Here is a 14,937-nt window from a genome sequence, read left to right as displayed (position 1 = left end):
TCACCCGTTCGGCCCAACAGCGACACGAAGCGCGACCCGACCGACGGGGTCCTTCCTTCCGTTACCTCCTGTGACACTTGTGCGAAATAGCCCGCTTCTTACCGCCCTCACACCGGACTCTTCACCTCCTGCGATCCCCCGCTCACCGGTCGCGATTACGGTCCGATGTCGTGCACTTGGCAGAAAAACAGCTGGTGACACCCGGCCGGCGGACGCAGTCGGCGGTGTCCGCCGCCCCGGGGCTCCCGGCACAGTGGCATCGCGTCCTCACCCTCCTCGCCGATGTGAGCCTGTTCATCGGGACGCGTGCGGTGTGGACACAGGCGGCGACCCACCGTCTCGTCCTCGCGGCGGTCATCTCCGTCTGCTACGCCTCGATCCTGGTGACCGGCGTGCTGGCCCTGACGGTCCGCCGCGCACGCTCGCTGGCCCGCCTGGACCTGGTGGTCCTGGTGACCGCGGTGGCGCTCACCCTGTGCGGCTGGGCGCTGAACCACAGCGGCGGCGACGAGGCGGTCCTCACCACCCAGGCCGCCAAGGAACTGGTCGCCGGGCACACCGTCTACGGACAGCCCTGGCCCTGGCTCTTCAGCGGCAAGGGCGTCGCCATCACGCCGACGATAAACGGCGGGTACGACTTCACGTACGGCTATCCCCCGCTGGCCCCGCTGCTGGCCGCCCCGCTGCTGTGGCTGGGGCACGGGGGCGCGGCCGCGACGGCGGTCGGCACCGGCGCGCTGGTTGTCGGCGCGGTCGTGATGTGGCGGATGCTGCCGGTGCCGTGGCGGTCGGCGGCCACGATGGCCTGTCTGGGCTTCGGGTTCCTGCCGTCGTACGCCCGGCTCGGCTATCCGGCGATCCTCGGCATGGCCCTGCTGGTGCCGGTGGTGGTGCGCTGGCCGCGGATCGGGAGGGGCGGGCGGCTCGGTGCCGCCGGGATCGCGCGGGCCGTGTGTCTGGGGGCCGCGTGCGCGGCGCAGCAACTTCCCTGGTTCGTCGCGCCGTTCCTGCTGGCCGGGATCTACGCGGTGCGCCGCGGCGAGCTGGGCGGGCGTGCGGCGGGGCTGGTGGTCCTGCGGGTGGTGGGGATCGCTGTCACGGTGTGGCTGCTGATCAACACGTACTTCATCGTGTCCGAGCCCGGCCCGTGGCTGGCGGGGATCGCCCTGCCGCTGACGCAGGGCGCGGTGCTGCACGGCCAGGGCCTGGTGGACATCTCGCTGTATTTCACCAACGGCAGTGACCGGCTCGACTGGTACTCGCACGCGAGCATGCTCCTCGCGGCGGCCCTGCTCGCGCTGTTCGTCCTGTTCGTACGGCGGCTGGGCCCGGCGGCGACCGTGCTGCCCTGGCTGGCCTTCTATCTGGCGACCCGTTCCCAGGACGGCTACTACCTGATGATGACCCCGCTGTGGCTGGCCGCGGCGGTCACCGCGCCCCTCGCGGAGTTCGAGAACGCCTGGCAGCCGCGCCCGGGGCCGCTGACCGGCCCCCGGCGCCGCACTGCCCTGGCCGCGGCGATCGCCCTGCTGGTCACCCCGGCCCTGGTGTGCGCGGCGCTGGCGGTGTCGGGCAGGCCGCCGCTCCAGATGGAGGTCGCCTCGGTGCGCCGGGCCTCGGCGAACGCGATCTCGGCGCTGACCGTGCGGGTGGTCAACACGGGCGACGCCGCGCTCACCCCGCACTACACCCTCACCACGGGCCAGGGCATGAACAAGTACTGGTCGCTCGCGCGGGGTCCGGCCACGATTCCCGCCCACGGCACGGCAAGCGTGGAACTCCGTCCGCCCAAGGGCAGGTTCCCGCTCCCCCGACCGAGCGTCCGCATCCGGCTGCGCGCCTTCACGGCGTCCCCGCAGACGCTGTCCAGCCAGGACATACGACTGCGCAAGAACACCGCCAAAGCAGGCTGACCGGACCGATTCAGACTCCCGCGCGCGCGAACCGCAGCGCGGCGGTCACCGTCGCCAGGCCGCGGATCACCCCCAGCTGATTCCGCCCACGCCGATCCGCGGCCGACTGATGCCACGCACCGCGAGCCGACCCACGGCAGCCGCCACCCCGCAGCCCGGCGCCGGCGCGCCCCCCACGGCGTCCCCCTGGACGCCGACCAGCCACCGGACCGATCAGGCCCCCGCGCGCGTGAACCGCAGCGTGGCCGTCACCGTCGCCAGGCCGCGGATCATCCCCAGTTGGTTCCAGGTCATGCCGAACTCGGCGCGGTCCACGGTGAACTCGGTCTCCAGTGTGAGCGCGTCGGCGGTCGCCGCGGTGACGCGTGCGGTGAGGGACTGCGGGCGGCTGATGCCGCGGACGGTGAGCTGGCCGTTGACGTGTGCCGTGTCGCCGTCGCGCAGTTCGGCGCCGCGGACGGCGAAGGTGATCTCCGGGTGGTGGTCGGCGTCGAAGAAGTCGGCCGAGCGCAGATGGGTGTCGCGCTTGGCGTGCTTGGTGTCCAGCGAGGCGACGTCCAGGGTCACGGTGCCCGTGGCGGACCCGTCGGGCCGGACCTCGCCCTGACCGGCGACGGCGGCGAAGGTGCCCTTCACGGCCCCCAGGCCCCAGAAGGTCTTGTGGCTCAGGGCCACGGTGGTGGCGGTCGGGTCGAGCTGCCAGACACCTGTTTCCACGGCGACGGTCATGGTCGTACTCCCAAGTGATGCATCCGAGTGGCGATGCGTGCGAGTGGTTCAAATTTGGATGACTGCACGCTAGCCCATCATCCAAATTTGGACAACAGGTAGACTCGAACCATGGCCGCCCCCGACGAGCACCCCGCCGACCAGCCCGAATGCTGTGCCCGGGAGGGCAATGGGCTGCTCCCCGGAGAGCTGCGCGCCTGGATGCTCCTGCTGGCCGCGACCGGGGCGGTGGAGCAGCGGCTGCGCTCCGCGGTGAAGGAGAACCTCGACGTCTCCCACGACGAATTCCTCATCCTGTGCCTGCTGGCCGAGCACCCCCGGGACGGCCTGCGCATGACCCGGATCGCCGACCTCCTGGGCCGCCCGAAGACCCGGCTCACGTACCAGATCGCCTGCCTCCAGCACGCCGGCCTGGTCACCCGCCAAACGGTCTGCGGCGACAAGCGGGGCGTCCAGGTCACCCTCACCGAGAAGGCCCGGCGGCTGCTGAAGGAAACCTCCGGACTGCTCGCCGCGACGGTCAAGGAGGCGCTCGCCGAGTTCGTCGGACCCGAGCAGCGCGACGCGGTGAGCGGACTGCTGCCCGGCCTCGCCGACGGGACCTGCTGACGGCCCCGCGCACAACCCCTGCTGACGGTACGAAAGCGGGCGTACGGCACCGGAGAGGCACAGGTCACAACCGCGAGGAGGGAAACGTCACAGCCCCCGCGCCGCTGCCATTTGAGCGGCCTGCCCTAGCATCCGAGCATGACGGTCCTGCCTGACGACGGGCTCTCACTGGCCGCCGAGTTCCCTGACGCGACACACGAGCAGTGGCAAGCCCTGGTCGAGGGTGTGCTGCGCAAGTCGGGCAAGGAAGTCTCGGGCGCGGCAGCTGAGGACGCTCTGTCCACGACGCTGGAGGACGGGCTGCGCACCCGTCCCCTGTACACCGCGCGCGACACCGCGCCCGACCCCGGCCTGCCCGGCTTCGCGCCCTTCGTGCGCGGCGGCCGCTCCGAAGGCAGCACCGCGGGCGGCTGGGACGTACGGCAGCGGCACGCGGCGGCCGAGGACGGCGCGATCCTGACCGACCTGGAGAACGGCGTCACCTCGCTGTGGCTGCTCGTGGGCCGGGGCGGCATCCCGGTCTCCGGCCTCGCCCGCGCGCTCGACGGTGTCTATCTCGACCTGGCCCCGGTGGTGCTCGACGCCGGACGTGACGTCGAGGCCGCCGCGGTGGAACTGCTGCGGCTCTACGAGGAGCGGGGCGTCGACCCGAAGGCGGTGCGCGGCAACCTGGGCGCCGACCCGCTCGGCCTCGAGGCCCGCACCGGCACCTCGCTGGACTTCGCGCCGGTCGCCGCCCTCGCCGCGCGGTGCGCCGAGACCTGGCCGGGGCTGCGCGCGCTGACCGTGGACGCGCTGCCGTACCACGAGGCCGGCGGCTCGGCCGCGCAGGAGCTGGGCGCCTCCCTGGCCACCGGTGTGGCCTATCTGCGTGAGCTGACCGAGGCGGGCCTCACGGCCGAACAGGCCCTGGCACAGCTGGAGTTCCGCTTCGCGGCCACCGCCGACCAGTTCCTGACGGTCGCCAAGCTGCGCGCGGCCCGCCGGCTGTGGGCGCGGGTCGCCGAGGTGTGCGGGGCGCCCGGCGCGGGCGCGCAGGTGCAGCACGCGGTGACCTCGCCGGTGATGATGACCCGCCGCGACCCGTGGGTGAACATGCTGCGCGCGACGGTCGCGACGCTCGCGGCCGGGGTGGGCGGGGCCGACTCCGTCACCGTACTGCCGTTCGACCACGCGCTCGGTCTGCCGGACGCGTTCGCCCGCCGGATCGCCCGCAACACGTCGACGATCCTGGTCGAGGAGTCCCACCTGGCGCGGGTCATCGACCCGGCGGGCGGCTCCTGGTACGTGGAGTCGCTCACCGACGAAATCGCCCGCGCGGGCTGGGAGTTCTTCCGGTCGATCGAGCGCGACGGCGGCCAGGCGGCCGTGCTGCGCTCGGGCCGGATCCGTACGGACCTGGCCACGACCTGGGCGGAGCGCTCCAAGAAGCTCGCCAAGCGGCGTGAACCCATCACCGGTGTCAGCGAGTTCCCGTTCCTGGCCGAGAAGCCCGTGGAGCGCGAACCCGCTCCCGAGGGGCCCTCCGGCGGGCTGCCGCGCGTGCGCCGCGACGAGGCGTACGAGGAGCTGCGCGCCCGCTCCGACGCCCACCTCGCGGCGACCGGCTCCCGCCCCCGGGTCTTCCTCGCCACGATCGGCTCGGCCGCCGCGTACACCGCGCGCTCGACGTTCGCCGCCAACCTCTTCCAGGCGGGCGGCATCGAGCCGGTCACCGAGGGCGGCTTCGAGGACAGCGGCGCCACCGAGGCCGTGCTGTGCTCCAGCGACGCGCTGTACGAGGAGCAGGCAGAGCAACTGGCCCGGTCCCTGAAGGCGGCGGGCGCCCGGCACGTGTTCCTCGCGGGCCGCCCCGCCGAGTACGCGGACATCGACTCGTACGTCTTCGCGGGCTGCGACGCCGTCGCCACGCTGTCCGCGACCCTCGACCGCATGGGAGTGTCCTGATGGGAATCCCCGACTTCTCCGGGATCGAGCTGGGGACGCCGGTCGCCGACGGCGGTGCCGAGGAGTGGCGTACGGCCGTCAAGCGGGCGACCGGCGCCGAGGAGGCGCTCTGGGAGACCCCGGAGGGCATCGGCGTCAAGCCGCTCTACACCGGCCGTGACCTGGAGGGCCTGGACTTCCTGGGCACCTACCCGGGCATCGCGCCGTATCTGCGCGGCCCGTACCCGACGATGTACGTCAACCAGCCCTGGACGATCCGCCAGTACGCGGGCTTCTCCACCGCAGAGGAGTCCAACGCCTTCTACCGGCGCAACCTGGCGGCCGGTCAGAAGGGCCTGTCGGTCGCCTTCGACCTGCCCACGCACCGGGGTTACGACAGCGACCACCCGCGCGTGACCGGTGACGTCGGCATGGCGGGCGTGGCGATCGACTCGATCTACGACATGCGGCAGCTGTTCGACGGGATTCCGCTGGACAGGATGACCGTGTCGATGACGATGAACGGCGCCGTACTGCCGGTGCTGGCGCTGTACATCGTGGCGGCGGAGGAACAGGGCGTACCGCCCGAGAAGCTGGCCGGAACCATTCAGAACGACATTCTGAAGGAGTTCATGGTCCGCAACACCTACATCTACCCGCCGAAGCCGTCGATGCGGATCATCTCCGACATCTTCGCGTACACCTCGCAGCGGATGCCCCGCTACAACTCCATCTCCATCTCCGGCTACCACATCCAGGAGGCGGGTGCGACGGCCGACCTGGAGCTGGCGTACACGCTCGCGGACGGTGTGGAGTACATCCGGGCGGGCCGCGAGGCGGGCCTGGACGTGGACGCGTTCGCGCCCCGGCTCTCGTTCTTCTGGGCGATCGGCATGAACTTCTTCATGGAGATCGCGAAGTTGCGGGCGGCCCGGCTGCTGTGGGCCAAGCTGGTCTCCCAGTTCGAGCCCAAGAACACCAAGTCCCTGTCCCTGCGCACCCATTCGCAGACCTCGGGCTGGTCGCTGACCGCACAGGACGTGTTCAACAACGTCACGCGCACCTGTGTCGAGGCCATGGCCGCGACCCAGGGCCACACCCAGTCGCTGCACACCAACGCCCTCGACGAGGCCCTGGCCCTGCCGACCGACTTCTCGGCGCGCATCGCCCGCAACACCCAGCTGCTCATCCAGCAGGAGTCCGGCACGACCCGGGTCATCGACCCGTGGGGCGGCAGCGCCTACGTGGAGAAGCTGACGTACGACCTCGCCCGCAAGGCCTGGGCGCACATCCAGGAGGTCGAGCTGGCCGGCGGTATGGCGCAGGCCATCGACGCCGGTATCCCGAAGCTGCGCGTGGAGGAGGCGGCCGCGCGCACACAGGCCCGCATCGACTCCGGCCGCCAGCCGGTGATCGGCGTCAACAAGTACCGCGTCGAGAACGACGAGGCGATCGAGGTCCTCAAGGTCGACAACTCCTCCGTGCGCGCCCAGCAGATCGAGAAGCTGCGGCGGCTGCGCGCGGAGCGGGACGAGACCGCGTGCCGGGACGCGCTGGACGCGCTGACCCGGGCCGCGGACGGCGAGGGCAACCTGCTGGAGCTGGCGGTGCGCGCGGCCCGCGCCAAGGCCACCGTCGGCGAGATCTCCGACGCCCTGGAGAAGGTGTACGGCCGGCACGCGAGCCAGATCCGTACGATCTCCGGCGTGTACCGCAACGAAACCGGCCAGTCCCCGTCCGTGGACCGCACCCGCGCCCTGGTGGACGCCTTCGAGGAGGCCGAGGGACGCCGACCGCGCATCCTGGTCGCCAAGATGGGCCAGGACGGACACGACCGCGGCCAGAAGGTGATCGCCACCGGCTTCGCCGACCTCGGCTTCGACGTCGACGTCGGCCCGCTGTTCCAGACCCCGGAGGAGGTCGCCCGCCAGGCGGTCGAGGCGGACGTCCATGTGGTCGGCGTGTCCTCGCTGGCCGCCGGTCACCTCACCCTCGTACCGGCGCTGCGCGAGGCGCTCGCCGAGGAGGGCCGGGAGGACATCATGATCGTGGTCGGCGGGGTGATTCCGCCGCAGGACGTGCCGACGCTCCTGGAGATGGGCGCCACGGCCGTGTTCCCGCCCGGGACGGTGATCCCGGACGCGGCGTACGACCTGGTGAAGCGGCTGTCGGCCGATCTCGGCCACGATCTGTAGAGCCCCATGGCAGCGATCGATCTCGACACATATGTGAAGGGTGTGCTCGACGGGAAGCGGGCGATCGTGGCCCGTGCGATCACTCTCGTCGAGTCCACCCGGCCGCAGCACCGGGCGCTGGCACAGGAGTTGCTCACCGAGCTGCTCCCGCACAGCGGCCGGGCGCGGCGGATCGGCATCAGCGGGGTGCCGGGCGTGGGCAAGTCGACGTTCATCGACGCGTTCGGCACGCTGCTGACCTCGCTCGGGCACCGGGTGGCGGTGCTCGCCGTGGACCCGTCCTCCACCCGCACCGGCGGCTCCATCCTGGGCGACAAGACCCGGATGGAGCGCCTCGCGGTGGACCCGGCGGCCTTCGTACGCCCCTCCCCCAGCGCGGGCACGCTGGGCGGGGTCGCCAAGGCCACCCGTGAGTCCATGGTCGTGATGGAGGCGGCGGGCTACGACGTGATCCTGGTGGAGACCGTCGGTGTCGGCCAGTCCGAGACCGCGGTCGCCGACATGGTCGACTCCTTCCTGCTGCTCACCCTGGCCCGCACCGGTGACCAGTTGCAGGGCATCAAGAAGGGCGTCCTGGAGCTTGCCGACGTGATCGCGGTCAACAAGGCGGACGGCCCGCACGAGCGCGATGCCCGCGCCGCCGCACGGGAGTTGGCGGGCGCGTTGCGGCTGATGCACGGCAAGGACGCCTTCTGGACCCCGCCGGTGCTCAGTTGCAGCGCCCGCGAGTCGACCGGCCTGGAGGTCGTCTGGGAGCGCCTTGAGCAGCACCGTACGCTCCTCGACTCCACGGGCCGGCTCACCGCCAAGCGGCGGGATCAGCAGGTCGGCTGGACCTGGGCGATGGTGCGCGACGAACTGCTGGGCCGGCTGCACGCCGATCCGGCGGTGCGGGAGGCCGCGCCCGGTCTCGAACAGCGGGTCAGGGAGGGCTCGTTGACGGCGACGCTGGCCGCCGAGCGGATCCTGGAGGCGTTCCGGGGGCCCGTCGGCTGACCTCGTGGTCCTCGGCGGTGCTCATACCGGCTGGTTCCCGTGTTTGCGGGACGGCATCGTGGCGTGCTTGGCGTGGAGCATCGCCAGGGAGCGGATGAGGACGGCCCGGGTGTCCGCGGGGTCGATGACGTCGTCCACCAGGCCGCGTTCGGCGGCGTAGTAGGGGTGCATCAGTTCCTCCTGGTACTGCTGGACGCGCTGCGCGCGTGCCGCCTCCGGGTCCGGCGCGGCGGCGATCTCGCGGCGGAAGACGACGTTCGCGGCACCTTCCGCGCCCATCACCGCGATCTCGTTGGTGGGCCAGGCGAAGGTCAGGTCGGCGCCGATGGACTGGCTGTCCATGACGATGTACGCGCCGCCGTACGCCTTGCGCAGGATCACCGATATACGGGGGACGGTCGCGTTGCAGTAGGCGTAGAGGAGTTTGGCGCCGTGGCGGATGATGCCGCCGTGCTCCTGCTCGCGGCCCGGCAGGAAGCCCGGGACGTCGACGAGCGTGACCAGCGGGATGCTGAAGGCGTCGCAGGACTGGACGAACCTCGCCGCCTTGTCACTGGCATTGATGTCCAGGGCGCCCGCGAAGGAGGCCGGCTGGTTGGCCACGATGCCGACGACATGGCCGTCGAGCCGGGCCAGGGCGCAGATGATGTTGGTGGCCCAGCCCGCATGCACCTCGAAGATCTCGCCGTCGTCGACGATCTCCTCGATGACGGGACGCATGTCGTACGAGCGTCCCGGGTCGCCCGGCACCAGGTCGAGCAGGTCCTCGCCCCGGCGGGTCGGGGAGTCGTCCGGCCGTACGGCGGGCGGCAGTTCGCGGTTGTTCTGCGGCAGCATCGACAGCAGATAGCGCACCTCGGCGAGGCATTCGGCCTCGTCCTCGTACGCGAAGTGCGCGGCGCCGGAGACGGTGGCGTGCACATCGGCGCCGCCGAGCCCGTCGTGGCTGATCCGCTCGCCGGTGACGGCCTGCACCACGTCCGGGCCGGTGATGTACATCTGCGAGGTGCCGCGGACCATGAACACATAGTCGGTGAGGGCGGGCGAGTACGCGGCACCTCCGGCGCACGGGCCGAGCATCACGCTGATCTGTGGGATGACGCCGGACGCGGCCACGTTGCGGCGGAAGATGCCGCCGTACCCGGCGAGTGCGGTGACGCCCTCCTGGATGCGGGCGCCGGCGCCGTCGCTCAGCGCCACCAGGGGCGCGCCCGCGGCCAGCGCCCGGTCCATCACCTTGTGGATCTTCGAGGCGTGCGCCTCGCCGAGAGAGCCGCCGAAGATGCGGAAGTCATGGGCGTAGACGAAGACCGTGCGGCCCTCCACCGTGCCCCAGCCGGTGACCACGCCGTCCGTGTGGGGCCGCTTGTTCTCCAGCCCGAACCCGGTGGCGCGGTGCCGGCGCAGCGGCTCGGTCTCCTGGAAGCTCCCCTTGTCGAGGAGCAGTTCGAGGCGCTCGTGGACGGTCAGCTTGCCCTTGGCCCACTGCTGCTCGGTGGCACGCGGACCGGGGCCCTCACGCGCCGTCTGCTTGACCAGTTCGAGCAGGGCCACCCGGGACCGCGGGTCGGGGCGCGACGGTGGCTGGGTCATGGGGGCGAGTGAGGCGGTCTCCTCGGTCACGGTCATGGGTCACCCATCCATGTGGCTCAGGGTATTCGGACCGTCAATTCAAACCGGCCGGCCCGGCAAGGGACCACAGCGCACACCCCCTATGGTCGGCGACCGCCCCCCTACTAAGGGTGGCGGACGGGGCCGAACAGGGGTTGGTGGGGCCTTGCCGAGTCGCGCTTGCAGCGCGTGCTGTCGCCCCCGGGCTGACGCACACCGCCCGGCGGCCGTCGCCGTCACGTCGGCATGCCGCGCTCGGCGAGGCCGCTCTCATACGCAATGATGACCAACTGCGCGCGGTCCCGGGCGTGCAGCTTCGCCAGGAGGCTGCCGACATGGGTCTTCACCGTCGGCATGCTGATGACGAGGTGTGCGGAGATCTCCGTGTTGGACAGCCCGTTCGCGATCAGTACGAGGACTTCCTGTTCCCGCTTGGTGAGTCCGACGAGTCGCGGTGCCGGCTGTGTCGCCTCGCCGCGGCGGGAGAAGTTCGCGATGAGGCGCCGGGTGACCGTCGGCGCCAGTACGCCCTCCCCGGTGGCGATGACGTGGACGCCGTTGACCAGTTCGGACGGTGAGGCGTCCTTCAGCATGAAGCCGCTGGCGCCGAACTGGAGGGCCGGGTGGACGTACTCGTCCATGTCGAACATGGTGAGGGCCAGCACCCGGACGCCGGCCAGCGTCTCGTCGGAGCAGATCTCCCGGGTGGCCGCGATGCCGTCGAGGCCGAACTTCCCGCCGTGGTCGTCAGTCAGCTGCTGGGATTCCACCAGACGACCGCCGACCTGTGGCAGCGAGAAAGCCAGGGAGTCAGTCCCCAATACGCCGCCGATCTCGTCCGGCGCTCAGGCCCGGAAGCACGGTTCACCACAAAGCACTGCCGTTCAGAAGCGGGAGCGCCCTCTCAGGTCCCTGTCTATGAACTCGATTGCCTCACGCCTGCTCTCGCTCGACAAGTAGCTGCTGATCTGTTGAATTCGCTGCCACCTTTCCTGACTTCGATCGAAATTGCCGCTAAGCTCCGGCAAGGCAAGCGGTGCGGCAGAAAGCGTTGCGGCATGACGCCTCTTCGCCTCCTTTACTCCCAATACGGCGCGCAATATCAGACTAGCGGAGTCTTCACGCATATCCCAATGAGCGATCGCGCCCGTAGCTGAAACGTGGAGGTATTGGGAAATCGGGGTCCAGTCATGCCTCAGGATCTGTTGCACTATCTTTTCGGCAGATTCCCGCGCCGAGTCCTTCGACGTACCCGTTTGGACGATGACAAACTGGTCTCCCCGCAAGCGGCAAACCTGGGCCAACGCCGTATGCCCTGAAACTATCCTGCTGCATTCATCGACGACGAGGTCCCCAACGTGCTCACCGTAGACCTGGTTGATATTGAGTAGCCCATCCACGTCGAGATATGTGAGCGAGGCCGACGCCGCCCCGTGAACTACCCCGGCTACGAAATCAGCGCATTCGCTTTCGTTGAGCAGCAGGATCGAGTCGGAGATGGAGTCGAGCGCTGGCTCAGCGCGGACGCTGGAACGTTCATTCCTGCCCATTACCGGACGTAGGGCCTTCGCCTCGGCCGTCGCATGGAGACGCATATCATCCACGCCGCTATACCCCTCAAGCGCCATTCTGGTACAGGCTTGCTCAACGGCTTCGTGGATTGTGGCCCCATAAGCAAGGGCGCGGTAGAACGCGGCAGCGAACACCTCCGCCGCCTCGTCGTCCCAGCGATCCATCGTCCCAATGGCACATCCGACGATGCGACGAATGCTTTTAGCCAGCCCTTCCGAATAGCAGGAATTGAGCAGAACCGCTTTAAGGTTCTTGGACACATCCAGTTTGAGTAGCCTCAGGAGTGCATCCTGCGTGACCGGCAAGGCTTGTCGGTTATTTCCCACGAGGGAGATGCCCTGTCGAGATCCATGACCGGAGAAGTGCAGAATTTCCGGCGCGTGATCGTTCATTGCCCGCAGCAGGTCATCCGGCCTCGCCGCCCAAATCGGGATGAGCTCAATCCGGTCAGCGAATCGACTCCCGAAAATGCCCCCTTCAATTGATCGAATCTCTTCATCGAGCGCCAACCGACCGGTATCCTGCGCGTTTGCCGCGACAAAAAGGATCTTCATTCGCCCTGACCGCCATCAGATGCCGAAGCCTGAAGTAGTCGTTCAACCTGAATCAATCCGGCCTCTGGATTGCGACCTTCAATTTCGACTTCAGTGTTACCGACCTTCACGCGGATCTTTGTCACAGATGCGTCTATCCACTGTCGAATGGCTGCGACAGCCACCGTGGCGGCCCCTCCTGTGCCGCAAGCCACGGAGACGAGGCTCCATATGGACGATCCTCGGTCGCCACGGAAGCGGCTCTTGACGGGGTCATCGAGTTCACTGCGGACATCCGGTAGCGCCGCCAGGGCTCTGGCCAGCTCGTCTCCCCGTGTGGTGGTGTCCACAAAGATCGCCATCTCCGCGACCATGGTCTCCCCAGTTCGCCGGCTCCGCTCCGTCTCGCCGACGGGTGTGTAGATGCTACCCACGTAATCCCCTCCGTCGCCGGGGAGTTGTGGCAGCAACGTCCCGGCACCCAGCGCACGGAGCTCCGCAGTCGACACCCGCCCGGACTTCTCAAGCGCCCAGCACCAGGAACCATCTGCCCCGCTTTCCGCAAGTTGCGTCAGCCGGTTCTACCGGCACGGGCTGAGGGAAGGATGAGTTGAGGTGCAGCGCCAGATCAGGGGGTGCGACGTCTTCGCAACTCGAAGGCAGGCGCCGAGTGGGGGGTCCTCGATCAGCTTTCGGGCGTACAGGGCAGTGAAGGAGTTGTTCAGCCCTCGCACGCCCTCGGGCAGCTGCCACCGACTCCGCCGGCACGTGCCGGTTGCCCAGCAGCCCCTGGCCTCGTAACCCCTCCATCAGGTGCCGCATCACTTCCAGATACGGAGCCGGGGAGAACAGCGCCAGCCCCAGCACGAAGTACACCACCTCTTTTGGCTCCGACAGCCGTTCGACCGCCGGGACCACCGAGCAGCCTACGCGCGCAACCTAAAGCAACGGCATGACTCTGTTGGCGATGTTGATGGGGTGCTGACGACCGGGCCGGTGAGTGGTTGGCTGGTTGGGCGTGGGGTGGTGTCGGCGGTGGGGGGGTGGTCGCGATGTCGCTGCGGCCGGAAAGCCATCAGAGGATCCCGGTCAGGACGGTGCGGACCGCGCGGGCGGCGTGTCCGAAGGGCACGCCGGCAATGCTGATCAGGGACCGGTTGGACGTGCTGTTCGAGGACGGGGAGTTCGCCGGGTTGTACCCCTCGGACGGCAGGCCAGGGCTGTCGCCGGGGCAGTTGGCGCTGGTGTCGGTGCTGCAGTTCGCGGAGAACCTGTCTGACCGGGCGGCGGCGGACGCGGTGCGGACCAGGATCGACTGGAAGTACGCGCGGGGGCTGGAGCTGGACGATCCCGGGTTCGACTACTCGGTGTTGTGTAAGTTTCGGCCCGGCTGGCCGAGGGCGGCGCCGCTGACCGGCTGCTGGAGGCGATGCTGGACCGCCTGAGGGAGGCCGGCTTGCTGAAGGCCCGGGGGACGGCAGCGCACCGACGCCACCCATGTGCCGGCCGCGGTGCGCTTGGTCAGCGCGCCTTCGCCACCGGTTCCAGAATCGCCACGCACTCCACATGATGCGTCATCGGAAACAGATCGAACGCCCGCAGCGTCCGCACCCGGTACCCGCCCTCGCGGAAGTAGCCGAAGTCCCGGGCCAGGGCCGCCGGGTCGCAGGCCACGTAGGCGACGCGGCGGGCGCCCAGTGAGGTCAGGTGGGCGACCGTCTGGCGGCCGGCGCCGGCGCGCGGGGGGTCGAGGACGATCAGGTCGACCTCGGTGATGCCGGTGCGGGGCAGGACGGACTCGACCTTGCCCTGTTCGATGCGGACGCGGGGGAAGTCGGCGAGGTTGTGGCGGGCGTCCTCGACGGCGCGCTTGCCGGACTCGATGCCGAGGACCGCGCCCTTCTCGCCGAGGCGGTCCGCGAGGGCGCCGGCGAAGAGGCCGACACCGCAGTAGAGGTCCAGGGCCATCTCGCCCTTACGCGGAAGCAGGCCCTGCATGACTGCCGTCACCAGGGTGTCCGCCGCCTTCGGGTGGACCTGCCAGAAGCCTCCGCTGCCGACGCGATGGGTGCGGCCGTCCGCGCGCTCACGGACGAAGGGGCGGCCGTGGACGCGGTGCACACCGCCGTCCTTCTCGCCGACGCGCATCACCGACACCGGCTTGTCCAGCTCGACGATCGGGAGGCGGGCACCGGGCCGCGGGGTCAGGATCACCTGGCGGTCCTGCGAGCCCGTCGCCGCGATCGCCTCGATCGACTCCATACCGGTCCAGTCGCGCTTCTCGATGCCCAGCTCGGTGACACCGGCCGCCGCGATCATGCAGTGGTCGATGCGCTCCACCTCGTGCGAGCGGTGGCGGCGCAGGCCCGCGTGGCCCTCGGCGTCGACGGCGTACTGGACGCGGGTGCGCCACTGGGGCACCTCGCCCGCCGGCAGCTTGTCGCCCTCGGCGGGCATCACCGTGCCGTCCCAGCCCGCCTCCTCGGGCGTGAGGCCCGCGAGCCGCTGCAGCTGCTCGGCGATGACCTCGCCCTTGAGGCGGCGCTGGGCGCCGGGCTTGGCGTGCTGCCAGTCGCAGCCGCCGCAGCGGCCGGGACCGGCGTAGGGGCAGGGGGCCTCGATACGGTCCTTGGAGGCCTCCAGCACCTCGACCGCGTCCGCCCGCAGATACCGGGCGCCCTCCTCGCCCTCCGTCACCCGGGCCACGACCCGCTCGCCGGGCAGCGCGTGCCGGACGAACAGCACCTGGCCCTCGGACGTACGGGCGATGCAGTGGCCGCCGTGGGCGACGGCGCCGACCTCGACCTCGTACTCCTCGCCCACCAGCGACTTCTTCGGTTCTGCCTGCATGGC

The 14,937-nt window shown here is 70.0% G+C and carries 12 protein-coding genes; 6 read left to right on the top strand and 6 right to left on the bottom strand.

Features of this window, described 5'->3' with window-relative positions:
• Window positions 1-170 precede the first annotated feature (170 nt).
• On the top strand, window positions 171-1,913 hold the full coding sequence (locus ACFY1J_RS04865) for a hypothetical protein (RefSeq protein ID WP_390707462.1): 1,743 nt from the start codon (window positions 171-173) through the stop codon (window positions 1,911-1,913).
• 213 nt (window positions 1,914-2,126) lie between these two features.
• Here the strand turns inward: ACFY1J_RS04865 and ACFY1J_RS04860 are convergent, their stop codons facing one another.
• Window positions 2,127-2,642 (bottom strand): YceI family protein, encoded by a 516-nt coding sequence (locus ACFY1J_RS04860; RefSeq protein WP_390707463.1) that lies wholly within the window; start codon window positions 2,640-2,642, stop codon window positions 2,127-2,129.
• A 111-nt stretch (window positions 2,643-2,753) separates the two neighbouring features.
• On the opposite strand from ACFY1J_RS04860, the gene ACFY1J_RS04855 reads away from it, so the two are divergent.
• The 4 genes from ACFY1J_RS04855 to meaB all read left to right on the top strand — a co-directional run bounded on the left by ACFY1J_RS04855 (window position 2,754) and on the right by meaB (window position 8,368).
• Entirely contained in the window at window positions 2,754-3,251 is a 498-nt protein-coding gene (locus ACFY1J_RS04855) for a MarR family winged helix-turn-helix transcriptional regulator (protein WP_390707464.1), read from the top strand.
• Between the two features lie 138 nt (window positions 3,252-3,389).
• Window positions 3,390-5,198 carry a methylmalonyl-CoA mutase family protein gene (locus ACFY1J_RS04850; protein WP_390707465.1) on the top strand — a complete coding sequence of 603 codons (1,809 nt, stop codon included), beginning with the start codon at window positions 3,390-3,392 and terminating at the stop codon, window positions 5,196-5,198.
• Entirely contained in the window at window positions 5,198-7,372 is a 2,175-nt protein-coding gene (gene scpA / locus ACFY1J_RS04845) for a methylmalonyl-CoA mutase (RefSeq protein ID WP_390707466.1), read from the top strand. Before ACFY1J_RS04850 ends, scpA begins: the two co-directional genes overlap by 1 nt.
• Before the next feature lie 6 nt (window positions 7,373-7,378).
• Window positions 7,379-8,368 (top strand): methylmalonyl Co-A mutase-associated GTPase MeaB, encoded by a 990-nt coding sequence (meaB, locus tag ACFY1J_RS04840; RefSeq protein WP_390707467.1) that lies wholly within the window; start codon window positions 7,379-7,381, stop codon window positions 8,366-8,368.
• A 21-nt stretch (window positions 8,369-8,389) separates the two neighbouring features.
• On the opposite strand, the gene ACFY1J_RS04835 is transcribed toward meaB, so the two are convergent.
• From ACFY1J_RS04835 to ACFY1J_RS04820, 4 genes are all read right to left on the bottom strand, one after another.
• Complete coding sequence (locus ACFY1J_RS04835) at window positions 8,390-9,997, bottom strand: acyl-CoA carboxylase subunit beta (RefSeq protein WP_390707468.1); 1,608 nt, start codon at window positions 9,995-9,997, stop codon at window positions 8,390-8,392.
• A gap of 218 nt (window positions 9,998-10,215) precedes the next feature.
• Window positions 10,216-10,749: a LuxR C-terminal-related transcriptional regulator gene (locus tag ACFY1J_RS04830; protein WP_390730599.1), complete on the bottom strand. Its 534-nt coding sequence runs from the start codon at window positions 10,747-10,749 to the stop codon at window positions 10,216-10,218.
• Window positions 10,750-10,863: 114 nt separating this feature from the next.
• On the bottom strand, window positions 10,864-12,105 hold the full coding sequence (locus tag ACFY1J_RS04825; RefSeq protein ID WP_390730598.1) for a GGDEF domain-containing protein: 1,242 nt from the start codon (window positions 12,103-12,105) through the stop codon (window positions 10,864-10,866).
• Window positions 12,102-12,518: a hypothetical protein gene (locus ACFY1J_RS04820; RefSeq protein WP_390730597.1), complete on the bottom strand. Its 417-nt coding sequence runs from the start codon at window positions 12,516-12,518 to the stop codon at window positions 12,102-12,104. The genes ACFY1J_RS04825 and ACFY1J_RS04820 overlap by 4 nt, the downstream gene beginning before the upstream one ends.
• 618 nt (window positions 12,519-13,136) lie before the next feature.
• On the opposite strand from ACFY1J_RS04820, the gene ACFY1J_RS04815 reads away from it, so the two are divergent.
• On the top strand, window positions 13,137-13,529 hold the full coding sequence (locus ACFY1J_RS04815; protein WP_390730596.1) for a transposase: 393 nt from the start codon (window positions 13,137-13,139) through the stop codon (window positions 13,527-13,529).
• 76 nt (window positions 13,530-13,605) lie between these two features.
• Here the strand turns inward: ACFY1J_RS04815 and ACFY1J_RS04810 are convergent, their stop codons facing one another.
• Window positions 13,606-14,934 (bottom strand): class I SAM-dependent RNA methyltransferase, encoded by a 1,329-nt coding sequence (locus ACFY1J_RS04810; RefSeq protein WP_390707471.1) that lies wholly within the window; start codon window positions 14,932-14,934, stop codon window positions 13,606-13,608.
• Window positions 14,935-14,937: the final 3 nt, after the last annotated feature.

The organism is Streptomyces sp. NPDC001406, assembly GCF_042895285.1.
Lineage (GTDB): Bacteria > Actinomycetota > Actinomycetes > Streptomycetales > Streptomycetaceae > Streptomyces.
The sequence above is the reverse complement of the archived record's forward strand: the minus strand, read 5'-3'. Positions and strand labels throughout refer to the sequence as shown.

Bases quoted from the DNA above. Each gene is read 5' to 3' on its own strand.
- ACFY1J_RS04860 (WP_390707463.1), bottom strand. From the start codon at position 2,642: ATGACCGTCGCCGTGGAAACAGGTGTCTGGCAGCTCGACCCGACCGCC.
- ACFY1J_RS04855 (WP_390707464.1), top strand. From the start codon at position 2,754: ATGGCCGCCCCCGACGAGCACCCCGCCGACCAGCCCGAATGCTGTGCC.
- ACFY1J_RS04850 (WP_390707465.1), top strand. From the start codon at position 3,390: ATGACGGTCCTGCCTGACGACGGGCTCTCACTGGCCGCCGAGTTCCCT.
- scpA (WP_390707466.1), top strand. From the start codon at position 5,198: ATGGGAATCCCCGACTTCTCCGGGATCGAGCTGGGGACGCCGGTCGCC.
- meaB (WP_390707467.1), top strand. From the start codon at position 7,379: ATGGCAGCGATCGATCTCGACACATATGTGAAGGGTGTGCTCGACGGG.
- ACFY1J_RS04835 (WP_390707468.1), bottom strand. From the start codon at position 9,997: ATGACCGTGACCGAGGAGACCGCCTCACTCGCCCCCATGACCCAGCCA.
- ACFY1J_RS04825 (WP_390730598.1), bottom strand. From the start codon at position 12,105: ATGAAGATCCTTTTTGTCGCGGCAAACGCGCAGGATACCGGTCGGTTG.
- ACFY1J_RS04815 (WP_390730596.1), top strand. From the start codon at position 13,137: ATGTCGCTGCGGCCGGAAAGCCATCAGAGGATCCCGGTCAGGACGGTG.
- ACFY1J_RS04810 (WP_390707471.1), bottom strand. From the start codon at position 14,934: ATGCAGGCAGAACCGAAGAAGTCGCTGGTGGGCGAGGAGTACGAGGTC.